The 20,950-nt window shown below is 58.4% G+C and carries 22 protein-coding genes and 4 pseudogenes; 14 read left to right on the top strand and 12 right to left on the bottom strand.

Annotated features, from left to right (window positions below; all coding sequences use genetic code 11):
- Positions 1 to 105: 105 nt before the first annotated feature.
- Positions 106 to 1,077, bottom strand: a pseudogene (locus SB822_RS39300) (hypothetical protein).
- A gap of 598 nt (positions 1,078 to 1,675) precedes the next feature.
- On the opposite strand from SB822_RS39300, the gene SB822_RS39295 reads away from it, so the two are divergent.
- On the top strand, positions 1,676 to 2,128 hold the full coding sequence (locus SB822_RS39295) for a LysR substrate-binding domain-containing protein (protein ID WP_410857168.1): 453 nt from the start codon (positions 1,676 to 1,678) through the stop codon (positions 2,126 to 2,128).
- A gap of 244 nt (positions 2,129 to 2,372) precedes the next feature.
- On the opposite strand, the gene SB822_RS39290 is transcribed toward SB822_RS39295, so the two are convergent.
- Positions 2,373 to 3,839: a hypothetical protein gene (locus SB822_RS39290; protein WP_410857167.1), complete on the bottom strand. Its 1,467-nt coding sequence runs from the start codon at positions 3,837 to 3,839 to the stop codon at positions 2,373 to 2,375.
- Positions 3,840 to 4,495: 656 nt separating this feature from the next.
- Positions 4,496 to 4,699: a hypothetical protein gene (locus SB822_RS39285; protein WP_090836436.1), complete on the bottom strand. Its 204-nt coding sequence runs from the start codon at positions 4,697 to 4,699 to the stop codon at positions 4,496 to 4,498.
- Positions 4,700 to 5,663: 964 nt separating this feature from the next.
- On the opposite strand from SB822_RS39285, the gene SB822_RS39280 reads away from it, so the two are divergent.
- From SB822_RS39280 to SB822_RS39270, 3 genes are all read left to right on the top strand, one after another.
- Positions 5,664 to 5,975, top strand: a complete 312-nt coding sequence (locus SB822_RS39280; RefSeq protein WP_090836432.1) for a hypothetical protein — start codon at positions 5,664 to 5,666, stop codon at positions 5,973 to 5,975.
- A gap of 20 nt (positions 5,976 to 5,995) precedes the next feature.
- Entirely contained in the window at positions 5,996 to 7,375 is a 1,380-nt protein-coding gene (locus SB822_RS39275) for a sigma-54 dependent transcriptional regulator (protein WP_090836430.1), read from the top strand.
- Between the two features lie 1,208 nt (positions 7,376 to 8,583).
- Complete coding sequence (locus tag SB822_RS39270; RefSeq protein WP_322790653.1) at positions 8,584 to 8,823, top strand: type II toxin-antitoxin system RelE/ParE family toxin; 240 nt, start codon at positions 8,584 to 8,586, stop codon at positions 8,821 to 8,823.
- Between the two features lie 24 nt (positions 8,824 to 8,847).
- Here the strand turns inward: SB822_RS39270 and SB822_RS39265 are convergent, their stop codons facing one another.
- Together SB822_RS39265 and SB822_RS39260 are read right to left on the bottom strand one after the other, a co-directional pair.
- Positions 8,848 to 9,087 (bottom strand): DUF6429 family protein, encoded by a 240-nt coding sequence (locus tag SB822_RS39265; protein WP_090836463.1) that lies wholly within the window; start codon positions 9,085 to 9,087, stop codon positions 8,848 to 8,850.
- 5 nt (positions 9,088 to 9,092) lie between these two features.
- Positions 9,093 to 9,284: pseudogene (locus tag SB822_RS39260) on the bottom strand (IS630 family transposase); the annotation flags it as partial.
- 36 nt (positions 9,285 to 9,320) lie between these two features.
- Between SB822_RS39260 and SB822_RS39255 the strand changes: the two are divergent.
- Genes SB822_RS39255 through SB822_RS39245 form a run of 3 tightly spaced genes read left to right on the top strand, consistent with a single transcriptional unit; the run spans position 9,321 to position 11,308 of the window.
- Complete coding sequence (locus SB822_RS39255; RefSeq protein ID WP_410857166.1) at positions 9,321 to 9,998, top strand: hypothetical protein; 678 nt, start codon at positions 9,321 to 9,323, stop codon at positions 9,996 to 9,998.
- Positions 9,999 to 10,025: 27 nt separating this feature from the next.
- Positions 10,026 to 10,412 carry an IS3 family transposase gene (locus SB822_RS39250; RefSeq protein ID WP_086909100.1) on the top strand — a complete coding sequence of 129 codons (387 nt, stop codon included), beginning with the start codon at positions 10,026 to 10,028 and terminating at the stop codon, positions 10,410 to 10,412.
- Complete coding sequence (locus SB822_RS39245; protein WP_410857165.1) at positions 10,409 to 11,308, top strand: transposase; 900 nt, start codon at positions 10,409 to 10,411, stop codon at positions 11,306 to 11,308. The genes SB822_RS39250 and SB822_RS39245 overlap by 4 nt, the downstream gene beginning before the upstream one ends.
- Positions 11,309 to 11,327: 19 nt before the next feature.
- Here SB822_RS39245 and SB822_RS39240 read toward each other — a convergent pair whose 3' ends face one another.
- Entirely contained in the window at positions 11,328 to 11,615 is a 288-nt protein-coding gene (locus SB822_RS39240) for a hypothetical protein (protein WP_410857164.1), read from the bottom strand.
- A 56-nt stretch (positions 11,616 to 11,671) separates the two neighbouring features.
- Between SB822_RS39240 and SB822_RS39235 the strand changes: the two genes are divergently transcribed.
- The 4 genes and pseudogenes from SB822_RS39235 to SB822_RS39220 all read left to right on the top strand — a co-directional run bounded on the left by SB822_RS39235 (position 11,672) and on the right by SB822_RS39220 (position 15,262).
- Positions 11,672 to 11,803: an excisionase gene (locus SB822_RS39235; protein ID WP_244144582.1), complete on the top strand. Its 132-nt coding sequence runs from the start codon at positions 11,672 to 11,674 to the stop codon at positions 11,801 to 11,803.
- A 106-nt stretch (positions 11,804 to 11,909) separates the two neighbouring features.
- Positions 11,910 to 12,917, top strand: coding sequence for a tyrosine-type recombinase/integrase (locus tag SB822_RS39230; RefSeq protein WP_410857163.1), 1,008 nt, complete (start codon positions 11,910 to 11,912; stop codon positions 12,915 to 12,917).
- Positions 12,918 to 13,077: 160 nt separating this feature from the next.
- Positions 13,078 to 13,819, top strand: a pseudogene (locus tag SB822_RS39225) (IS5 family transposase); the annotation flags it as partial.
- A gap of 651 nt (positions 13,820 to 14,470) precedes the next feature.
- Positions 14,471 to 15,262 (top strand): 4'-phosphopantetheinyl transferase family protein, encoded by a 792-nt coding sequence (locus SB822_RS39220; protein WP_410857162.1) that lies wholly within the window; start codon positions 14,471 to 14,473, stop codon positions 15,260 to 15,262.
- 53 nt (positions 15,263 to 15,315) lie between these two features.
- Here the strand turns inward: SB822_RS39220 and SB822_RS39215 are convergent, their stop codons facing one another.
- Both SB822_RS39215 and SB822_RS39210 read right to left on the bottom strand, forming a co-directional pair.
- Entirely contained in the window at positions 15,316 to 15,477 is a 162-nt protein-coding gene (locus SB822_RS39215) for a hypothetical protein (protein ID WP_410857161.1), read from the bottom strand.
- 515 nt (positions 15,478 to 15,992) lie between these two features.
- The gene (locus tag SB822_RS39210; RefSeq protein WP_410857160.1) at positions 15,993 to 16,439 is read right to left on the bottom strand and encodes a hypothetical protein; all 447 of its coding nucleotides are present in this window, start codon (positions 16,437 to 16,439) and stop codon (positions 15,993 to 15,995) included.
- A 61-nt stretch (positions 16,440 to 16,500) separates the two neighbouring features.
- Between SB822_RS39210 and SB822_RS39205 the strand changes: the two genes are divergently transcribed.
- Positions 16,501 to 17,468 (top strand): IS5 family transposase gene (locus SB822_RS39205; RefSeq protein WP_410857159.1). Its coding sequence is split into 2 segments (ribosomal slippage): positions 16,501 to 17,193 and positions 17,196 to 17,468, totalling 966 coding nucleotides; the frame shifts between segments, so codons are not numbered across the junction.
- Positions 17,469 to 17,831: 363 nt separating this feature from the next.
- On the opposite strand, the gene SB822_RS39200 is transcribed toward SB822_RS39205, so the two are convergent.
- Both SB822_RS39200 and SB822_RS39195 read right to left on the bottom strand, forming a co-directional pair.
- Positions 17,832 to 18,926 carry a tyrosine-type recombinase/integrase gene (locus tag SB822_RS39200; RefSeq protein WP_410857158.1) on the bottom strand — a complete coding sequence of 365 codons (1,095 nt, stop codon included), beginning with the start codon at positions 18,924 to 18,926 and terminating at the stop codon, positions 17,832 to 17,834.
- Positions 18,923 to 19,075 carry a hypothetical protein gene (locus SB822_RS39195; RefSeq protein WP_410857157.1) on the bottom strand — a complete coding sequence of 51 codons (153 nt, stop codon included), beginning with the start codon at positions 19,073 to 19,075 and terminating at the stop codon, positions 18,923 to 18,925. The genes SB822_RS39200 and SB822_RS39195 overlap by 4 nt, the downstream gene beginning before the upstream one ends.
- Before the next feature lie 177 nt (positions 19,076 to 19,252).
- Between SB822_RS39195 and SB822_RS39190 the strand changes: the two genes are divergently transcribed.
- Complete coding sequence (locus SB822_RS39190) at positions 19,253 to 19,477, top strand: hypothetical protein (protein ID WP_410857156.1); 225 nt, start codon at positions 19,253 to 19,255, stop codon at positions 19,475 to 19,477.
- Here the strand turns inward: SB822_RS39190 and SB822_RS39185 are convergent.
- Positions 19,443 to 20,462, bottom strand: coding sequence for a phage Gp37/Gp68 family protein (locus tag SB822_RS39185; RefSeq protein WP_410857155.1), 1,020 nt, complete (start codon positions 20,460 to 20,462; stop codon positions 19,443 to 19,445). The two genes, SB822_RS39190 and SB822_RS39185, sit on opposite strands and share 35 nt — an antisense overlap.
- Before the next feature lie 35 nt (positions 20,463 to 20,497).
- Here SB822_RS39185 and SB822_RS39180 point away from each other — a divergent pair, with 35 nt between their 5' ends.
- Positions 20,498 to 20,743: a hypothetical protein gene (locus SB822_RS39180; RefSeq protein WP_410857154.1), complete on the top strand. Its 246-nt coding sequence runs from the start codon at positions 20,498 to 20,500 to the stop codon at positions 20,741 to 20,743.
- Positions 20,744 to 20,754: 11 nt separating this feature from the next.
- Here SB822_RS39180 and SB822_RS39175 read toward each other — a convergent pair.
- Positions 20,755 to 20,950, bottom strand: a pseudogene (locus SB822_RS39175) (hypothetical protein); the annotation flags it as partial.

The raw sequence follows: 20,950 nt of genomic DNA, 5'->3' as shown, positions 1-20,950 counted from the left end.
TCCAGTCACGGTTCGCGTCGAATGACCGCCTGGAGATAAACATCAGACGTTCAGTCAATTTCGACGCGAGACAGCTTAAGCGCTCGGAACCACTCTCTTCATCCGTCAGTTGCCACTGCTCGGGCGCAACGTCCAGACAGTCGCTGTATTCGTGCTGTCGTTGACTGCCGCGAACTGTGACTGGCCACTGCTGCTGAGTCCGAACGCGAGGCCGAATGCGGCACCCGCTGCCGGATCGACCTGCATCTGCGCGATGAAAGTACCGCCGGGCGTAAACTCGACGATTTCGCTCGAATGCTGCGGATCAGGGGGGTTCACTGCGTCGCCATTCGCCGTCACCAGATCTCCATTGGGCGCGAGCGCCAATGCCAGCGGCCCGTGAAGGTGGGTGTTGTCCTGATAAATCAGCCTTCCCATGCCACCATCGTGCTTGAGCGCCAGCGCGCCCGAGACTGCGAATACCGCGTTGTCACCGGTTGATGCGACATAGAGGACATCATGGGGCGCGTCGTAGGCTAGTCCCGTCGGGCCGACAACGAGCGCCGCGGGGTCGGTTCGGTGCGCGTAGCCGGACGCGATGATGTGCGAGCTACCCGAAAGCATCGCGCCGCTGTCCCCAATGTTGATATCGATCCTTGCCACTGTTCCGTTCAACACGTCCGAGACGAACGCCGTGACTCGCGGCCCCTGATCGATGGCTACCGTCATATCCCACGGACCGTCCAGGAGGGTGGAATCTTTCAGTTCACCAACGAGTTTGCCTTGGGGGTTGATGACCAATAGCGAGCCGGGTGGGCGAATGTTCGTGCCGTTCGTCGTGGGAAGATTGCCCACCAGCACAAAGCCGCTCTTAAGCACTGCAAGTGCGGTGGTGAGGCCCAGATTCTGTCCTTGGAAAAAGGCTACTGGCTTGCTGTCGGTCACGAGCTTCACGATGGTCGTCCCCGTGCCTTGCTTGTTCTACGCGGCGTTGAAGTTGGACACCACGACGTCTCCTGGGCTCAGTGTGCTCCACGACGGCACGCCGCTGGGCACGAACGCAATGCCGTACGGATTGACATCGCCCCTGTTAGGCACCGTCGATGCGACAGTGGATGTCGGTGGAAGGATCGGCTCTCCAATTGCAACGGAGGATCCCAACGACAATGCAGCGAGACCGATTCCACACACAGCGCCGCGTAAATGCCGGGGCATGAAGCGGGGTAGCGAATGCAGTTTCGACGAGTGGAGAAGCTGAGTGGTTGATTCGAAGGCAGAGAATTGACGCGGAGCTTTCATGGGGCACCTCCTTCATTTAGGGACCACCCCAGCTGCGAGGGCGGCTGGGCAAACTCAGATGGTCTGCAATGCTTCAAACGAAAAGCCGCTTATACGTAAACGAGCCAACGCCTCACATATTCCTTGCTTATGCGTGCGGCACCTCAAAGCCGACCGGCAGAGTAGGGCATTCGAAAGCAAACTGAGTGGGAATTTAAGCTGAACAGGATCGTCGGATGAGATCAGCGATGCAGCACTTTCGACTTATGCAAATTCACATGCATGTGCGGTGGTTACATTGCGCAAGCCAATGCACCGATGGCACCAAATTGATGGGGAGGACACAAAGCCAAACCGGGCGAAATCTGGACTTCGCACCCTGGCTGGGCGACTGGTGGTGACGGGGGAAAAGGCGACGATGGTGCCCCCGGAATACCTGGCGCGCGGCAATGGTGGCAACGTAACCGTGGCAACGCTGTACCGGTCCCGTAACGGCATACCCGCGGGTTCCTTTACGCCACTGACAACGGGCGGCGCAGCCGCTGCTTCTGGACGTTACGGCAATGCTGGACCCGGTGGCGATCAGGGACCCGGCGGCTACAGCCCAGGCCGTCCGATCGACTCGAGTTTTGCCAGCGCACATCAGCGTCCGCGCGGACGGCTGCGCATCGACATCGGCTCGGCGAACGCAAGCTGCGTGTTGATCCCCGTCCTGCCCGAGTTCATTGCGCGATATCCCGGCATACGTGTCGATCTCGGCGTGAACGACCGGCGGGTCGATCTCATTGGCGAGAACGTGGATTGTGTCGTCCGCGGCCGCAACGCCGACGAGCTCTCGCTAATCGCGCATCCGCTTGGCCGTGCATCGTGAGTGACATGTGCGACGCCCGATTATCTGAAAGCAACACGGCAGACCGACGCATCCCGACCTGTCTCACCCTTGGTCACCATGACAGTCTTGTCTTCGCCACTTTCCGTTGAATGATGAGCATCAACGGAAGGCAGCAACGATAGGGTCGCCTTTTGGGCGACCCTATCGTCTACCTGGAGAGCGCACAGTACGGTTCGAACGTCACGCAATTCAGGAGACATACCGTCAGGTCGACGGGTTGCCTTCAACGGTCGTCGCTATCGCGACCCGCAGACGCAGGCCGAGGCGGGCTTACCGTTATGGCGGCACCAGTAAGTACCCACGCCCGCTGGCTGGGCGCGAACCGCGGTGCCAGGAAGCCGTCATTGATTTCGCGCGTCACGGCAAAGCGACGGAACGAAGTCGCCGGTAAGAACAGGCGCGCATTGTCCGGGAACCCATCGCTGGCAGTATCCACGTCTCCCTCGCGTGCCGATATTACGCCGTCGCCATTGGTATCGACCCGTTTGACTTCGGCCACATAGGCGTCGTATAAGCGCTGCGGGAATGGCGTGCCATGCTCGAACGATGCCACTCGCAAATAGGTGTCCAGGTAGATCTCGTGGGCCAGCCCGCTCGGGATGAAGCGCTGGCGGTATTCCCGCTGGTTATCGACGTCCGCGTCGAATCGGTCGGGGTCGCGCGGACCTGCACCGCCCAGCGGAGCCGCATTGTTCGGATCGTCGCCATAGTCGATCGGACTGTTTTTCACGCCTGCCGGTCCAGAGCCCGGAATCAGTGACGAGAGCGCGCCAACTTTGCCCGCTTCAAAGGTACCGGGGATCCCGCCGGTAAAAGGCAACTCGTAGAGTGGATGGATCCAGTTGGTTGTGTAGTTGAATTCCCAGTAGCCGTGACAATCAGACTGCTGCATGCAGTTAAGCGCCCCCATGCTTAGCTGGATCGGCACGATATTGGTCTGGCGGTCGGGGAAGTGGTCGTAAGCGTCAGGCAAATGCGGTGCCCTGCCATCCATTGTGAATAGCCGGCCCGGCACATTGTTGTGTGTGCCCATCGCATGCAAGGCGGCCGCGTCCGCGGCTGTCATTGTGCCGAACTGGGCGTGCCCGTCGGGTCGGGGTGGTGCGACATCCGGCACGTGTAAATCGTGGATCATCCAGCCCTCGTACCAGCCGCTTTCGTTGTTAATCACAAACAGATCTGACAGGTCGGTAAATACATCGATGAAGGCGCGAACGTTGTTGGGATCAGTGGGCAGCCCAGGCTTCGGTTCGACCACCAGGCGCACCGCACCGATGGTTGGCAAGCCGCAGTCGGCGCCAGTTGCCGTCAGCATCGCCTGGTCGTTGATGCCCAGGAATCGTGCCGTGAACGGATTGGGTTCGAATCCTGTTGTGGACAGCAGGTAATACTGGAACAGCTGGCTCGGTTTGTCGGCCTCCGCAAAGGCCTGAATGGGCAAATAGGAATGGGGTCGCTCGGCCATCCTTTCGAGGAGATCCTGCAGCGGATCCGGCAGGTGCGCGATGTCGCCGCGCTGACGCACCAGCGCGCCGTCAGCGGCAGCGTTCGGATTCGGATGGCAAGGTGGCGGCGGCTGTTCCGCGCATGCCTGGCCTGCGGCCAACGCAGCGATGAAGCCGGCAGCGGACAGGCTGGCAGCACGAGAAACCAGTGGTCTGAAGCTGCGGGGCTTGAATAACGATTTCATGACTCCTCCTGAGGATGACCCGCTTCGACGGACAGATTTGCAGTCAGGTAACGATGTGTGGTTTAGCCTCCATTGAAAGTTGAGTCGCGGCGTGTCCATGGTCGGGCAGCGGGTCGCCTGTCACAGGGCATGACGCTGCCTCGCGGTGGGCAACCCGCGATGCGATGTGGCTGGGTGAAATCGGCAAATCGGATGCCGTGAGAGACGTGTCGAGTAAACGGGTCGAGGGATCAGATATTCCGGGCGCCGCTAAAGAATGCCTCACGCAGATTGCGTCGCGACGGGCGACCGGAGATTCACAAGTCGGCGGGAAGACCGCGTCCGTTATCGCATGCGGATTGTTCAGCTTCGCATGGGGTGGGTTTCATAACAGAGAAAGTTTATGAAGCAAGCGCGTATGACGCACTCCGCGCACTCGCCACAACATCCGGCTGCATTCGCGCACGACCTTAAGGAAAGCTTAAGAAGTCGTTGTTCGCTGTCGCAGCAGCAAAGTTGCGTCAGGTTGCAGGCGTAACGGCGTCGCGGTAGTTTAATCGCACCACGTCGCCCTCGGCCGGAAGGCCGATTGCTTCCAATGGTACGTTTGCGCGCGCCGTGAGATCCGGACCTGCTTGCCGCGCGATTCATTTTCGTCGCACCGGAAGAGCGGGCGATCAACATGGGTTGTTACGTGGGCGCACCCTGACGTTGGTTTTGAAGACGACTCGTTTTTTGCAGCGCTGGTGCGCATGCGTGAGCAAGCGCTGAAATCGTCGGCCGTCCTGCCGCGCGACTAGCGCGATGCCATTTTTTTCGAGCGACTCGACATCGACTTTCTTGTGTTGGTGGTCGGACATGATCACAAGTAGGGCTGCCATGCGGTTTGCCTTGCCGTTAATGTACTCACCAAACGCAGCCCGAAGACCTCCGACGGGTAGTCGGAAATCGCCTCTTCTTCGATATAAAAAACGGAGTACCCGCCAAGGAGAGGATGTACAGAAGTGAATCAGCCACGCGCCGTAATGGAAGCGTTTGTCAGATGTTTCGAGGTATGGATGGAAGAACTGCGTAGCGAATGATCTTTCCGATCGGCTGAGTACCGTCTCACACGGTGAGCATAATCAGTGCCGTTTAATTCCGTCTTGGAGCCCGCTGATTAGGCTGCAGGCTCATTCGAACGTGACCGTTTCCTGCCGACTCCCTCGGCCAGCGGAAAGCAAATACTGGAAGGATATGGCTCAATTGGAGATCAGATTCCTGACCGCAGAGAAGGCAAGGGCCGGTAGGCACGTGTCGTTCCGTCGTGGATATGCATCATTGGAGCATCTACGCTTCGTTTTTGATGAGGCATGGTTCATCGAACAGCCGTTAAAGGCCGGACCCAGCAATACCAGCATCAGCGTCGGAAATATGCAGAATATCAGCGGTCAATTTGACTGCGATCCCAGCCGCCTCTTCCAGCGCCGGCTTGCAGATGGCCACTGGCAGCGCGCAGGGTCGTCTGCGACTGCGTGGTCGATGCCACTGCGGTCGCGGCAACGGCCGACGTGCCGAGCGTGGCGCCCGCATTGGGCCCCAGCTAAAGTCAGAGAAGAATGTGCCGATAGGAAGGCTAAGAAAGTTGCCGATATGGCCAGGCAGCAAGCTCAGTATGTAACAGGCTTATCTGAAGGTTGGCAGGTGTTAGCTGGCATCGATATATTATGTAGTACGCGTGAACTAAATAATACTTATCGACTATATCGCATAATCATGTGATGCTCTGCGGCAAATATGCGATCTTGGAAACGTGACAATGAGTACGTCGGCACAGCGTGGGGTTCTTGAGATCCGGAGGGAGAGATGGAAGACAGATGGGCCGATTACCTCATCTATGAAGCGCGTTTTGATGCGACGCAAACGCGTATCATTCGTCTCAGACTCGCGATAGACAACGGAATCGCGGTAGACGAAAGTGGTGAATACCTCCGTCAGGACGTGGTGTCGGCTATCAAGAGCGGTTCAACGTTCGCGACAGTTTTTCAGGATCCGGGCACCGGTGACTGGACATTCGGACATCAAGTTTTTCTTGCTGCGGTGAATGGTGTCGAATACGTCAAAATCGGGGAGAGCGCGAGTGAAAAGGACGACCTTGGCGACACGCCTAGCTTCTAAGTTCAGCAAGGGCTCAGTGTATGAATTTGCGACGATTGATATACCTGTCAGCGAAACCTAGCTCCGAGATCCGCCAATACTTCGAGGAACGCGACTGGGATGTGAAAGCAGTCAGATCATCGAAGGATGCAAAGAAGGCCGCCGATGACGCCGAGGCCGCTGGTGGACTACTCGACCTTGCAGCGGGGTTGCCGTCCCACGAGATCGAGGCGCTCGAGACAGGCCTTTCAATGCCCAATGTCGGTTGGGTTGCGATTGTCTCGCCGGGACAACTCGGCGATGCGACACTGCGACACCTCGTGCGCGACTACTGTTCAGACTACGTGACAGTACCGTTCATCCCCGAAAGGGTGGGCAGAGCTGTTGGACATGCGCACGGAATGGTTGAGTTATCTGGACCGCCACGGGAAGATTTCATACATTCGGTTGCCGAAGGCGAGATGATCGGGGCATGCGAATCGATGCTGGCAATGTTTCGATCGATAAAGAAGATAGCGTCAACGGATGCCCCCGTTTTCATCGCAGGGGAGTCTGGGACGGGGAAAGAACTGACAGCTGCTGCAATTCATCGCCGCTCTTCTCGTCGTAATTTTCCGTTTATCGCAATTAACTGCGGCGCTATATCCCGCGATCTTGTTCAGTCTGAGCTTTTTGGCTACGAACGCGGCGCCTTTACCGGTGCGACGCAACGCAGGATAGGGCGTGTCGAAGCGGCTAGCGGAGGCACGTTGTTTCTGGACGAGATTGGTGACCTGCCGATCGACAGCCAGGCTAGCCTCCTGCGGTTTTTGCAGGAGCGCAAGATCGAACGCCTGGGCGGGCTGGAATCCATTGATGTCGACGTCCGCCTCATTTCCGCGACGCACGTCGACCTGGAATCGGCGATAGCTGAAGGGCGCTTCCGACAGGATCTTTATCACCGGCTTTGCGTGTTGCGTATCGTCGAGCCACCGCTGCGCGAGCGAGGCACCGATATCGAACTGCTTGCCTTTCATTTGCTCAGCCATTTCCGGAGGGAGGCGGGTAGGCGGCTGCAGGGCTTCTCGCCCGATGCCATAGATGCGATGCTTCGATACACTTGGCCCGGCAATGTGCGCGAACTGGGAAATCGGGTGCGGCGGGCGGTCGTGATGACCGACGGACGACTGATTACAGCGAAGGATCTCGAACTGGATCACGTCGCGGGTCAAGTGCCATTATTGCTGAACTCGGCGAGAGAGACAGCCGAGCGAGCGGCAATCGAACGGGCGCTGCTACGGCATCGCGGACGATACGGGGAGGCCGCGCGCGATTTGGGCATATCGCGAGTTACGCTGTACCGTCTCATGGATGCTTACCGGATGCACGAGCCGGACACTGTAGGTTCCAAACCTCGCAAGCGCCGTCATCCGCCGGGCTGATGGGATTTCGCACTCCCACGGCAAACACAGGTGAAGCTCAAACCCGGGCATGAGGCGCATGCTGCCCTGACCATACGTGTGCGTTGCGAATCCGCTGCGTAAAGTTCATCGAGAGTGATGTCATCGCGGCGCCGGTCATAGAACTTAGTGGTGCGGGGGACGCGTCATCGCCGCCGCATCTTCGAGCGTGCCGCCGCTCTTCAGTTGGCGATGATGCCAGTCGCGCACGTGTGCGGCGCCGCGCACTCGTGGCCGGGATCGGCACGGCGACCGGCAATACCATCGCATGGGCGTTCGCCTGTGGCAGCGGCGTATCACTTAGCTGCCCGGTGCCATGCCGGACCCTACGGAACAGTGGCCAAGCGTGCCGTTTCGTAGCGCATTGCAGCAATCTCGCATGCAATCAAACGCTTACAGCGGTTACCCTATAAGTTGTCCACAGGTTCATCCACCTTTTCGGTGCACAACTTTCACAGAAGCGTCATGTGACCCAAGAAAAGGACAATAGAAACAGTTGCCAAGCCGTCAATGCGCATAAGGGGATAACTTTCGGTCGCGGGCATGCCGCGCCCGTCCGTGCACAACTGTGCTGCCCACACTGACGTGTGGACAGCCCCGGCTCGCTGGCCGTGGTTCCGCAGTTGCACACCGGCGTCGCGACGCTTTTCCTACGGCCTGACGCGCCCTAGCGAGTAGCGAACTTTTCAGGTATGGCGAATGCTGCCCTCAATAAGCATGGCAGCCGGTTCTAGACGGTGGGATGTGGCCCCCGTTCAGAACGGCGCGTTTGGACTGCCGGGCGCTTTATCAGGACGCCCGGCCTTTTTCTCAGTCGTCGTCATCGTCCTCATCCTCACCACGCCTTCTGACCGGGCAAATTTGCGGTATGCGTCGTGTATTCCGGCATCCTGTAACGCGGTGTCGCATTCGTCACACTGTGGCTGGGCCGCTGCAGGAATGTTGACTAGTGTTTATGCTTCGATCATCTCCTCCATGTCTCCTCCTGATATATGGATTAAGCCCGCCTACTGAGGCGGGCTTTTTTTATGGCCCGCCCGTGTCAGAGGTCGGCCGTCATAAAAAGATCGCGGAACTGTGTCCAATCGAATACATTCCAATGCAATGAACACGATCACCCGCATCCAAGAATTTTCTGACTGCTAGCGAACCTGAAGGATCTGACGGCCAGAGCGGCGATCATGATTTGAATCAAGCGCGCTGAGCAGGGCAATCTCGGGGATTGCAAAGATCTCGGAGATGGTGTCTCAGAAATGCGCATTGATGTAGGAACTGGTATCGCGTCTATTACGCTCGAGGGACGAGTGGTTTACCTGCTGCTATCTGGCGGCGACAAGTCCGCTCAAGCATCAGACATCCGCCGCGCGAAAGACCTATGGGAAAGCTTTAGGAAGGAGCCTTTGAAGCAGACGACCAGGATGTGCTTCTAGTGTCGTGAGTTAGAAGTTGTTGCATTAATCCGTGCGGTCCGGGATAGCAAAATGCTGCCTGAAAAGCCGCTCGGACTCACGTAACCCTTCCTCGGTGAAGACCACCGACTTCGTCTTGTTGACCGGGTCGCAAATGAAGCCCTTTTCGTAGAGGCGATTCAGCACATCCCAGTCGAAGCCTTTCCACGCGCGGTACTGATCGTGCAGAGTCAGGTAGAGAAGTGCGAGGGCGGCTTCGTCGATGGCGTCGGTATTGATATTCATGGCATTCATCCCACGGCCTTCTGAACCCGTACACAAAACCGTTCGAGACTGGCCAGGATCTCGTCGGCCGACTTGCTCCAGATGAACGGCTGGGTATTGGCGTTGTAGACGTCAAGGTAGTGCTGGATTGCATCTTCGAGCTGGCGCGTCGAACGATGTGTGCCGCGTCGGAGGTACTTGTCGGTAAGCGTGGCGAACCCTATCGCTGCAAGCGCAGAGAAGGGAGGTCAAGCATGAGCGGGAACAGGCGCTCTCGCGAAATGATTAACGTGGCCGTCGCGGCGATGCGGCTTCTGCCGCGCTTTTCCAGTCAAGCCCAGGCACCAGTTCTTCGCGGATCGCCACGGCGGGCACGCTTGATTCGCACGCCGACCACATTCCGGCCGGCGATCCTTGGCGCGTGTTCTGATGCAGCCAAGCACCACAGGTCTTACAACGGTATTGGACGTAATGCTTTACTGGCTTTCTCGGCGTTCCGAAAATGCCAGTTCCAAGTCGCTGAAGGTTTGTGTGTGGTTGCACTGTCGAAGGCATGCCAACCAGCAACTCGCAAGCAAGGCATCGTTCCATGTTGCCCTCCGACGCGGTTGATGCGCGGCGCATTAAATCAGCATACACCATCCTTCACCTCAGGGGCATCAAATGCCTGCCGGCATCCGCAGAGAAGAGCGATGGAGCGTGGACTCGCTTTACAAGCCGATCGATTCCATGCCGATTATCACGAGGAACGGTTCGTGATTTTGCTCAGCAGGGCTGTAGCCAGCCAACTTTGTAGGGATCGCACGCTGAATATGAGGACCGATGACCTGTCCCATCCGGTCATCGCTCGCGGCAAGTATTTCGCTTTCTACGGATCGCTCAATCACGACAATGAGCCGCCTCCGATTTTTCTGGACACGAATTTGGGGTAAAACCTGTGTTTGGAAACGGAGTTGAACATGCCGAATAAGTCGAATGTTGCGGAGGTTGTGCCGGGGGCGGTGGAAGGAGCGCGTAGCGCGACTGGAAGCGCCCCCGACGCGGTCGCCGAAGTGAAGCGGTGGTCGGCCAACCGGAAGAAGGAAGTCGTCCTGCGCCTGTTGCGCGGCGAGCCAGTGGATGCCATTTCGCGCGAGGTATCGGTGCCGATATACCGGCTCGAGGAATGGCGCGAGCGTGCCCTGGCCGGTATGGATGCCGGCCTCAAGGAGCGCGAGAGCGATCCGCTGGAGGCAAAACTTGGCGAGGCCACCCGGCGCATTGGCGAGCTGGTCATGGAAGTCGAGATCCTACGCAAGGAAAGGCAGGCCCGACACCCTTTAGGCAACCGGAGGTCGTCGAAATGAGCCGCGCGATCTCCACTGGCACCGGCAAGCCTTATGGGCTGCAGCGGGTCTGCCGGGTGCTCGGATTTCCGCGTTCGACGATCTATGCCGGTCGTGCGCGCGAGTCGGGCAACGTGGTGCCACTCGTGGCACAGCGGCGCGGTCCGAAACCAGAGATGCCGGACGCTGCCCTTCTGGAGGCCATCCGGGCCGATCTGGCGGCCTCGCCCTTTACCGGCGAGGGTCATCGCAAGGTATGGGCGCGGCTGCGGATCCTGCGCGACATCCGCGTCTCGCGCACCCGTGTGCTGCGGCTGATGCGGGAGAACGCCTTGCTGTCACCGCATCGTCGGCCCCAGGGCAAGGCTGCCCTGCATGACGGCACGATCACGACGAACCGCCCGAACGAAATGTGGGGCACCGACGGCGTGCGGGTCGAGACCGTGGATGATGGCTGGGTCTGGGTATTCTCGGCGGTCGATCATTGCGACGCCTGCTGCGTCGGCATCCATGCGGTCAAGACGGGCAACCGGTTCGCCGCCTTGCAGCCGATCGCACAGGGACTGCTGGGCGAATTCGGCGGCACGGGTGCCGAGGTCGGTCGGGGCCTGACGCTGCGCATGGATCACGGTTCGCAATACACGGCCGATGACTTCCTGAACCAGATCAGGTTCTGGGGCGTCACGCCGAGCTTCGCCTTCGTTGCCGAGCCACAAACGAATGGCGTCGCCGAGCGCTTCAACCGGACGCTAAAGGAACAGGCCATTCACGGTCGCATCTTCAGGAATCTTGAGGAAGTCCGGACTGCGGTCGTCGAGTTCAAGGATCGTTACAATCGCCACTGGCGTCTTGAAAAACTGGGCTTCATGTCACCCCATGAAGCCCGTCAGGCAGCCACCCTGAAAGAGGCCGCCTGAGTTGCAAAACCGTGTCCAGTCAATCCGAGCCGGTACACTCAATCACGACAACGATTTCGCGCGCGAACCGATTGGGACGCTCCGGCAACGGCATGCGACGCGTCACGAGAAAGTGTCGAGGATTTCCCGGCCGCACATTGCTTTCTGCATCGAATGCGGCCTCGATAAACGGCATCACACTTTCAAGTTGCGGCATCGGCGATCTCCCTCGAATTTTGGCAAATCCTAGCATGACCGAAGCAGCACAACGAGTAATCGAAACAACGAGAAAACCTGGGGTATCACCTAGCAGCGCAACTGATTCCACTGTCCGTCTGGGCTGAAACGATCTTCGGCAAGCACAAGCCGCATCGCAACACGCTGATGAACTGGATCCGCAACGGTCGCATCCGGCCGGTGCCACGCAAGGTCGGTCGCGAGTACTTCTGCAAGCCGAACGCCGAGTACGTCGACCCGGTCGCCGAGCGCATCGAAAGGATGGCAAATGGCCGCTAGGCGTCGTCAAGCTGCCCGGCGCAACTGGCCGGACAACTCTACAAGAACGGGAACGACTATTACTGGTTCCGCAACCCGTCGACGGGCGAAACGTTCGGGCTCGGCTATGACTTCAAGGTCGCCGCGTCGCAAGCGCGTCGTCAATGCCGAGCTGGAGCGATGCAAAGGCGACACGGGCCTGATGCAGCGGGTGTTCGGCGCCGACATGACGTTCGCGAGCTGGTGCGATCGCTATGCCGACGTTTATGCGGAGCGCCAGAACAGCCCAAAGAGCGAGCAGATCCTGCGCGGCCATCTCAAAATCATCAAGGCCGCGCCGTTCGCCAGCAAGCCGGTGCCGCAGGTCGAGCCGAAGGAGATTGGCGAGTGGCTGAAGGCGAACACGGCAGCCGTCAGCGCATCGCACACGTCGCGGCTGCGCAGCCGCCTGATCGACATGCTCAACGAAGCGATCGCCGAGGGACTGATCAAACCCGGCAAGAAACCGGTCATCGCGCTGCGCAATCCAAAGAGCGAAGTCGCGCGCGACCGGTTTACGCTGGACGAATTCCTGTCGATCGTCGAGCACGCGAAGAAGCAGCCGGAAAACGTGTGGGCTGCGCGCGCGTTCATGCTGGCCCTGATCACAGGCCAGCGCCGCGAGGACGTCAAGGGTATGGAGTTCAACGACGTCAAGGACGGCTTCCTCTGGGTCGAGGAGCGAAAGAGCCAAGGGCGTACAAAGCTGAAGATCCCGGTGACGATCGGCCTGAAGGCGCTCGGCGGTCTGACGATCGAGGACGTCATCCGCGAGTGCCGCGACGACATCGTCTCGAAGCACATGATTCACCACGTGCGGCACAAGGGCACGGCGAAGCCAGGACACAGCCCGAAGCTCGGCAGCTTCTCGACCATGTTCGCTACATACCGTGACGCGGCGAAGGTCGCAGTGCCGGAAGGCAAAACGCCGCCGACGTTCCACGAGATCCGGTCACTAGCCGCACGCCTGTACGGCGACGAGTTCGGCGCCGAGTTCGCTCAGGCTCTGCTCGGCCACAAGACCGCCCAGATGACGGCGCTATACCGCGACAGCCGCGGTCGCGAACGGGATGAGGTCAAGGTGAATTCCGCCTGAACTTTGGTTTATCGCGGATTACCTTGGCATCGGAAAACATTCCAAGGAATAGTTTGTGGGATTCACTAGCTAGCAGGTTGCGGAAATACCTCGCGCGGAAGTCATCGCGACGGATAGTAAAAGCGTTGATGTGAGAAGCTCACCCGTCCCTCAGGAGATCATGCGCGGCGCCGACACGTTCACCGAAAGTCTGTTTTCTGTGCGGAAGCTGGACGATTTCGTTCCGGGCTTGCATCCGCTGCGCTCGATTCGCATCATGGCGAATGAGGCGCTGGCGAAGATGGACCGGTTGTTTGCCGGAATGTATGAGGCTGACATCAAGGGCGGCCGCCCGAGCATCGCGCCGGAGAAACTGCTGCGGGCCATGCTGCTGCAGGTGATTTACAGCATCCGGTCCGAGCGCCAGCTCATGGAGCAAACGCAATACAACCTGCCTTTTCGATGGTTTATCGGTCTATCGATGGACGATTCGGTGTGGGTGCCGACGGTGTTCACGAAGAACCGCGAGCGTCTGATCCACCACGATGCGGTGGTCGAATTCTTCAATGAAGTGCTGTCCATCGCGCAGAAGAAGAACTGGTTGTCGGGCGAGCACTTTCAGCGTGGACGGCACGGTGATCCAGGCGTGGGCAGGACACAAGAGCTTTGTGCGCAGGACGGTGACGACAGGGATAACGACGCTGGTAGCGGCGAGGGCGACCTTAAGGGCAGCAAGCGGAGCAACGAGACGCACGAGTCGACGACCGATCCCGACGCACGGCTTTACCGCAAGGGCAAGACGGCCAGCGAACTGCGTTTCATGGGTCACACGCTGACCGACAACCGCCATGGGCTAGTGGTCAACGCCCGCGTGAGTTGTGCATGACGGACATGCCGAACGTGAAGCGGCCAAGGTCATGATCTTCGAATTCTAGAGAGTCGTTTCTTCTTTGACACTCGCGGTGAGAATCGACCGACCAACAGACTTCGCACCGACGGTCGTCATTCAATTCGATCTCTCCTCGCGCTCATCACAGAAGAAAAACTTCGTTACCACTTTCACGGTCTTCGGCGTGTGATCAAGCAGTGTCTGTCAGATTCTGCGCCTTAGCATGAGCTTGTCGAAGTTGTGAATGCACTATGTGAGGCTGTAAGCGAGCTGGGCCAAGCGATACCGCGCTACGCCATTCGTTTCTGATCTTGCCATTGGAAGCATTCGCCGGCGTTGTACTGCTAAGGCTTGCCGCGACCGTTGAGCATCATTCCCATGTCGCTTTGTGTGGTCCACTTTAGGAGAAGTGCGTGTTAGTTTTTCGAAGCGATTTGCCGACGCGAACGGGAGGTCCGCAAGAAGATCGTGCGGTATTGGGCGGGGCAGATTGTGGTGGCGTATGGGCAGGCCGGGTGGCCATGCCGGTGGAGGACCCAGCGGCAACGGTAAGACGAGACGCGATACGAAAGCTGTACTAATTATAAGACATACAAAGGTACCGTCGGCTTGATTTTGGGCGCACAATATTCGTTGACGCCGTCACTCTTTAATCAGATTGCGCATTCTTATCGAAAGCGAAATCATGCTCGCCGCGGTCGACGTCACATGGGATGCTGTACATCAAAACGAGGCACAATCAAATATGTTTGCTTTGAACGCACTGTCGTCTCGGGCTGTCCAAATTGCTGCTCGAGGTGGTTTCCCGGACGATATCGGTGTTTGGCATGTACCCCTGCGCTTCACAGGGAACTGCGCTTCCGATATGCCATTTCTCGATGCAGAGGAGCGGGCAAAAGCCACACGCTTTCGCAATACGGCGGATCAGGTTCGTTTTTCCTTGACACGCTCTGTATTACGGGAGTTGCTGGGAGTTTTTTGGGGAATCGATCCGGTTCAGGTGAAGATCCGTACGACCAGCCGCGGAAAGCCAGAGCTTGCGTCCTCCATACGCGGAAGACTGCTGTTCAACGTGTCTCACTCTGGAGCTCATGCTCTGATCGCGATATCGCGCAAACGTGTGGTTGGTGTTGATATTGAGCTTGTTGACAAGGCCATCGCATGGCGTGAACTGGCAACACTCGTTTGTACGCCGGGCGAGCGTAAGATGATAGAAGTCTCAATGCCGGACACGCAACATGAGGAATTTTATCGTTGCTGGACGGCCAAAGAGGCTTTGCTGAAGGCGCTGGGTCTGGGAATCACTGAAAATCTGCTGGCATTGACTATCGATCTGCGTGCGGTCGAGCGAACATCACTCTCACCGCAAGTAGCCGCCGAAGCGCATGCTCTCGATGCGCTACGGGCTATGAAGTGCTGCTGGATTCGGGATATTCCCGACTATTCTGCATGCCTCGCCTACGAGACGGACATGTGAGCATTCCACTCCAATGTCGAATCATTCAGGTGAGATTTTAATTGCGATAGTTATCAGAGCGCCTTCATTCTGGCACGGGTGTCGCAGATGAAAGCCATCGGATATCGATCGACTTCCGCGACGAACTTCTCGCGAAGGACTGGCTGGACGCCAGATGCGTGGCTGAAGGTGCGAGCGTTCCGCCCAGCAACAAGCCGGATCAATACGCCGAGCATTTACGCTCGATCGGAGCAATGTTAGCCGTGGGTAAGCGCCCGAGTGCGCTTACCGCTATCCAGACCGTCAGTTCAATTCTCACGGCGCGCTGCGCGCCGAAGTCCAAGATCTGTCGAGGCTGTTGCCCGGTCACGCGGAGGATCGTGGCGGGCGGTGGCGTGCATTCTGGCTCAACTCGCCACGTGCACTGCTCGACGGCGAGACGCCGGCCCACGTTTTTTGTGCATGATACGCAGAGGGGCTTGGACGCTGCAAGGAATGAGTTCGTCGAGCCTAACGAATGCCGGTAAGGACGGACCCTGTATCAAGCTAACGCAACAACTGCGGGTGTGAGGTGGCGATGGCAGCCCATCAGACGGCTAGCGGAGGGAAGATATTACGATCATTCGCGCCCGGTTTGCACACGCAGGTGAAAATCTTGAGTCGCACAGGGCGGAATGTCTAACCATGGACGGGGCGGCCGGCTGAATCGATAGTAGTCGCGGAGTCGGCGCTGAAATTTGTAGCAGAAGGCCTATTCTGCGTCAAAGTTGCCTTCAACCATCGTGAGATGCGAACCCTCCTGACGGCTTAGAACAAGCTTGTTTTGCTTGATACTCACTGTGAACTTTGCCTGCTCGGCAACAAAGGTGAGTGGAAACAGACTACCGTTCTTAACCGTGATCAGCTTTCCGTCGCAGGCCGGCGTCCAGCCGGCAGCGCAGCCTTGCGAAAAGAGAACGTCTTCAGGATGAGCGGTCTGGTTGTTTGTACAATTGGTTTCGACCATACCGTCGTCGCGAAACCTGATCCAGTAGGCTTCCTCGATGCCGCCTTCGTAAGATGCCTTCTTCCCGGTCTTGGCTTCCGCCGCAATTAAGCGAACAGAATAGGGCGGCACTTTCTCTTGCGTAACGGTTCTTGCCTCATGCTGCGCCTTATGCAGATACCATTGCCGCCCGGTTAGGGCGATGCTGATCAAGTCCACCACTCATGGCTGTCATGCGTTATAGCGTGGACATGCGACGGTAAAAGCAAAAACGATGAAGCAACTGACACTGGCGATGGCGGTCGATCAATGCGCGGGATTTGGAGCGCGGCGCAAACCTACGCGACGCGAGGCGTTTCTCGATGAGATGAACAGTCTCGTGCCGTGGGCCGAACTGTGCGTGGCGGTCGAGCCGTATTACCCGAAACGCGGCAACGGTCGCCCGCCGATCGCGCTGGAGCGGATGTTGCGGATTCACTTTGTGCAGCACTGGTTCAACCTTGCAGACCTTGCGTGCGAAGAGGCGCTGTACGACAGCCTCAGTCTTCGCCGTTTTGTGGGCATTGACCTGGGCAGCGAAACCGTTCCAGACGCGACGACACTGCTCAAATTCCGGCACCTGCTTGAAGAGCACAAGCTGGGCGGGCGAATCTTCGCCGAGGTGGATCGGGTGTTGCAGGCACGCGGAGCGAAGCTCAGGAGCGGCACGATTGTAGACGCCACGCTGATCGGCGCACCCTCTTCGACGAAGAACAGGGAGAAAGCGCGGGACCCTGAAATGCATCAGACGCGTAAAGGACAGCAGTGGTATTTCGGCATGAAGCTTCATATCGGCGTGGATAGCCAGAGCGGACTGACGCATAGCGCGGTCGTCACGGCGGCCAACGTGCATGACAAACACCCATTGCCACAGCTTCTGCATGGCCAGGAGCAGCGGGTCTATGGCGACATGCGAGCCAGAAAGCGCTGATCCATGGCAAGGCCCCAAAAGCCCGCGATTTCACGAATCAGCGCACGCGCCGCAAGGACAGCGTCGACGAAGTGGCGCGTCGCAAGAACCGCAACAAGTCGAAGATTCGCGCCCGCGTCGAACATGTGTTCGCCGTGGTCAAACGGTTGTGGGGTTTCACGAAGGTGCGCTATCGGGGTCTGGCGAAGAACGCCAATCGCGCCTTCGTTGCACTCGCGCTGGCGAACCTCTACCTGTCGCGAGGCCGATTTACGGGACAGGTGCGCCCGTAATGGGCGAAACACGGGCGAAAAGCCCGCGCAGAACGCCTGCGGCGCGATAAAACGAAGCGCAATGACCATCTTCATTGGTTATTCGGAAAGTTTACGCATGCTCAATCGCGATCAGTCGCGTTTACATGGCTTGATCAGCATTGCCTTAGACGCTGTTCGTCGAACGTCGATCTAAACGCGCCTCGCCGCCGAGTGAAACCCCGCATGGGGTGCAGGTGGTCGGAGGTTCAAATCCTCTCGCCCCGACCAGATTAAAACCCTCGTCAGCTAAGGCTGTCGCGGGTTTTTTCTTTTTCGCTCACTGTTCGTCTGTACAGTAGTTTTTAGACAGAATATTAGACGTTTGTCTAAAACTCAGAGCGTTCACCACGGCAGTTTTAAGTCGATTCCAGACGTTTCAGGTATGGCTTCCTTGATGTAGATCTCGGTCGTTTTTCCTGTCGTGTGCGCGAGTCGAGTTTGAATTTCTGCCTTGTTCTTCCCGGCCTTTGCCGCGTCAGTTGCGCCCAGCGCGCGCAGGTCTTTGAACTGGATTGCATCGGTCACGCTCGCGCGCTCTTTCGCGCGGCGCCACATCGAATGAAGCCCCGTCTTCGAATACGCACCGCCTTTCTGCGTCGGGAACAGGTACGGACTGGTGATTTGATACTTCTTCTTGATCGCCTTCGCGCGATCGATAACTGCGCGGATCTGCGGCGTGATCTCGACGTCGAGCACCTTGCCGCTTGTGCCAGCCGTCTTCGATGGCTTGAAGCGGATCGCGGTCGCGCCGATCTGCGTCTCAAGCAGCGTGCGCACGTCGATCGAGCGTTGCCAGACCAGATACGACATGTCCACGATGCACTGGAACATCGGGCCCGACTCCGTCGGCAAGCCGTCCTTGCCGATCAGCGCGGCCTCGCGGATCGCTTTGATCGCGTCGTGCGCGGGCAGCACCTCGCGGCGCTTCGTCGCGTAGTCCGAAAGATCGAGCTGGTCGCATGGGTTGTCCTGGCGGAAGCCGCGCTCGCTGATCGCAAACTTGAAGATCTTCCGCAGCACGTTCGCGTATTTCTGCGCGGTGTTGTGCTTCGCGCGAAAGTTGTCGCGCAGGAAGTCGGCGCAGTCCTTCGTCGTGACGTCTGCGACCGAATACTCATCGAACGCGGTCGCGATCACATCAGCCATGCGCCGGTATTCCTTCTGCACCTCGTCGCTATAGCGATCAAGCTTCCTTTCTTTCCAGTCTGCGCACAGGCTCGGCATCGTGCCGTCGACGAGCTTTCTGTCGCCCATCAATTCGCCAAGCTTTGAATACATCACGGGCTCGCCGTCATCTATCGAGCACAGTCGAATCCACGTCTGAATCTTGCCTGTCCATGGGTTGCGCGCCGGCGCCGGCGCGAAGAAGTAGTACGCGCCGTGCTTGGCCTGCACGCGGCGCGGCAGGCCGCGATGTGTTTTGCGACGTCGATTCATTTCTTGCGCGAGATGGGCTTCAGTTTCGGTTTATCGGCAGCGGCGCGCTCGGGCGATGCCACCGGATACATGCAGTGGACGCGCAGCACGAGCACGCTGTTATCGGGTCGCTTGCGCGCTGGAATGCCGAGCGACTTGAGCGTCTCCATCTGCTTTCCTGGGCGCCTATAACCCGTCATCGGACAAGCTCTGTCTCGGTCAATTCGAGTGGTTGATCTAGGACTGCTGCCATCTGGTATCACCCCAGTGTTTTCTCGTTGTTTCAATTACCCGTTGTGCTGCTTCGGTCATGCTAGGATTTCCTCGCCAAAACTGAGGAGATCACCATGGTCCGTGTCCAGACCGAAAGCGGCATGCGAATCGTGCAGACCGATGAATACAAAGGCCACAAAGTCGAAGTGGTAACGGGGTGGGACGCAGCGTCCGACAAGTGGCCGGTTCACATCTACATCGACGGAACTAAGGTCGTCGGACAATGGCTTGCTGATCGAATGGAAGAGGCGTTCGAACATGGTTTTACAATTGCCACCCAAGAAATAGATCAGCGTTAGCCGGAAACGCGTCATGCGTGCGGCCGTCGAGCATGCGGCCGGCGGCTTTCTTGCCGACGTGTGCCATGAGGGCTGCGGCGCGCTGGCCATCCTGTTCTGAATAGGGGACGCCGTCGCTCCACATTAGACGTCGACTATCGATGACCGGGTCGCAATCATCAGCATCGGCAGGCATCCATTCACCCCATTGCTTGAACAGGAAATTCACGTTGACCGCATAGCATTGATCGCGCAGCGATCGTACCCACCGCGGATTCATCGGGCGCGCGCCATGGCCGCTCTCGCCTCCGACAATGACCCAGTCGAGCGCCGCTTCTGGTGCTATGCCAGACAGGGACGGACATGCCTTACCGGTCAGCACATTCATTGACTGCGTGAGCGCCCAGAACTGTCCGCGCACCAGCGTCAGATCGACCGGCCCAAGCAGCGGCTCCATGGAAAGGAAGCGGACGCGCGCGGGCACGCGCAGCAATTTCGGAATGTCGCGATCGGCTTCCGCCTGGTTGACGATCGTTGCGCCGAGCCAGACGTTGCCGGGCAGTCGCGGATCATGCAGACATTCGAGATCGAAGCGACGCGCGGCGGTCTCGCTAAGCATCGTCAGCACATTGCCAATGCGCTTCGTTAGAAGCAACCAGTCGAGGTTCGGCGTCTTCTCGATCAGGTCGAACAGATCTGCTCGCCACGCGGGATCCACGGCGTTATCGAACACGTCAGCTAGCGATGCGCAAAAGACGCGCTGGCGGCGGCCGTGCTGCGCGTAGAACTCGGCGTGCGCCTTATTCCACTGCAGCGGCTTGCGCCAGTTCGCGGCAGATGTGCGGCGCCGCGGCGCGCCAGGTCCCCAGTTGATTGCAGTGCCGCCGCTGAAGCGCGCATTGCGCGTCTCGGCATAGCAGTGATCGCAGCCGGGGCCAACCTTCTGGCAACCTTCCCACGGATTGAACGTGTGATCGGTCCACTCGATTTTGCTGTTCTCGCTCATGCTACGATTTCTCCTATGGTTCCGAGGAGACGACAATGTCCGGATACACCTTTCTCGATGAAGGCGGCTTTTTCTGTTTTTGCGAAGCCCACGATGACGGTCAAGGTGGTTGGCGCGCTTCGGTCAGGTTCGAACGCAAATCTGACCATACGGCGCAGAAAACGAAGATCCCGGGGATGACACACAAAATCACTGCTACGTTTAATAGTCGAGATGAGGCAATGAGCGCCGCGCGTGACTATGCGTTGGATCATGCTGCTCGAGGCGACACAGGTTTGTAAGGGCAGACCGTTCATACCTTATCTCCCATCTCTGCGGATGCCGCGATAGCAGCGGCCGTCGCTGCGCGAATACGGCCAGTCATGCCGTCGTCGGTGTCTTCGTCGAACTCGACCTTTTCGCCGTCGTGACTAGCAGCGGCCGTCGCTGCGCGAATACGGCCAGTCATGCCGTCGTCGGTGTCTTCGTCGAACTCGACCTTTTCGCCG

Source organism: Paraburkholderia sp. SIMBA_054, assembly GCF_046534875.1.
Classification (GTDB): Bacteria; Pseudomonadota; Gammaproteobacteria; order Burkholderiales; family Burkholderiaceae; genus Paraburkholderia; species Paraburkholderia hospita.
The sequence above is the reverse complement of the archived record's forward strand: the minus strand, read 5'-3'. Positions and strand labels throughout refer to the sequence as shown.

Excerpts from the sequence above, each read along its gene's own strand:
- SB822_RS39295 (WP_410857168.1), top strand. The coding sequence starts at position 1,676 with ATGGTGCCCCCGGAATACCTGGCGCGCGGCAATGGTGGCAACGTAACC.
- SB822_RS39290 (WP_410857167.1), bottom strand. The coding sequence starts at position 3,839 with ATGAAATCGTTATTCAAGCCCCGCAGCTTCAGACCACTGGTTTCTCGT.
- SB822_RS39285 (WP_090836436.1), bottom strand. The coding sequence starts at position 4,699 with ATGGCAGCCCTACTTGTGATCATGTCCGACCACCAACACAAGAAAGTC.
- SB822_RS39280 (WP_090836432.1), top strand. The coding sequence starts at position 5,664 with ATGGAAGACAGATGGGCCGATTACCTCATCTATGAAGCGCGTTTTGAT.
- SB822_RS39275 (WP_090836430.1), top strand. The coding sequence starts at position 5,996 with ATGAATTTGCGACGATTGATATACCTGTCAGCGAAACCTAGCTCCGAG.
- SB822_RS39265 (WP_090836463.1), bottom strand. The coding sequence starts at position 9,087 with ATGAATATCAATACCGACGCCATCGACGAAGCCGCCCTCGCACTTCTC.
- SB822_RS39255 (WP_410857166.1), top strand. The coding sequence starts at position 9,321 with ATGAGCGGGAACAGGCGCTCTCGCGAAATGATTAACGTGGCCGTCGCG.
- SB822_RS39250 (WP_086909100.1), top strand. The coding sequence starts at position 10,026 with ATGCCGAATAAGTCGAATGTTGCGGAGGTTGTGCCGGGGGCGGTGGAA.
- SB822_RS39245 (WP_410857165.1), top strand. The coding sequence starts at position 10,409 with ATGAGCCGCGCGATCTCCACTGGCACCGGCAAGCCTTATGGGCTGCAG.
- SB822_RS39235 (WP_244144582.1), top strand. The coding sequence starts at position 11,672 with ATGAACTGGATCCGCAACGGTCGCATCCGGCCGGTGCCACGCAAGGTC.
- SB822_RS39230 (WP_410857163.1), top strand. The coding sequence starts at position 11,910 with ATGACTTCAAGGTCGCCGCGTCGCAAGCGCGTCGTCAATGCCGAGCTG.
- SB822_RS39220 (WP_410857162.1), top strand. The coding sequence starts at position 14,471 with ATGCTCGCCGCGGTCGACGTCACATGGGATGCTGTACATCAAAACGAG.
- SB822_RS39215 (WP_410857161.1), bottom strand. The coding sequence starts at position 15,477 with ATGCTCGGCGTATTGATCCGGCTTGTTGCTGGGCGGAACGCTCGCACC.
- SB822_RS39200 (WP_410857158.1), bottom strand. The coding sequence starts at position 18,926 with ATGAATCGACGTCGCAAAACACATCGCGGCCTGCCGCGCCGCGTGCAG.
- SB822_RS39195 (WP_410857157.1), bottom strand. The coding sequence starts at position 19,075 with ATGGAGACGCTCAAGTCGCTCGGCATTCCAGCGCGCAAGCGACCCGAT.
- SB822_RS39190 (WP_410857156.1), top strand. The coding sequence starts at position 19,253 with ATGGTCCGTGTCCAGACCGAAAGCGGCATGCGAATCGTGCAGACCGAT.
- SB822_RS39185 (WP_410857155.1), bottom strand. The coding sequence starts at position 20,462 with ATGAGCGAGAACAGCAAAATCGAGTGGACCGATCACACGTTCAATCCG.
- SB822_RS39180 (WP_410857154.1), top strand. The coding sequence starts at position 20,498 with ATGTCCGGATACACCTTTCTCGATGAAGGCGGCTTTTTCTGTTTTTGC.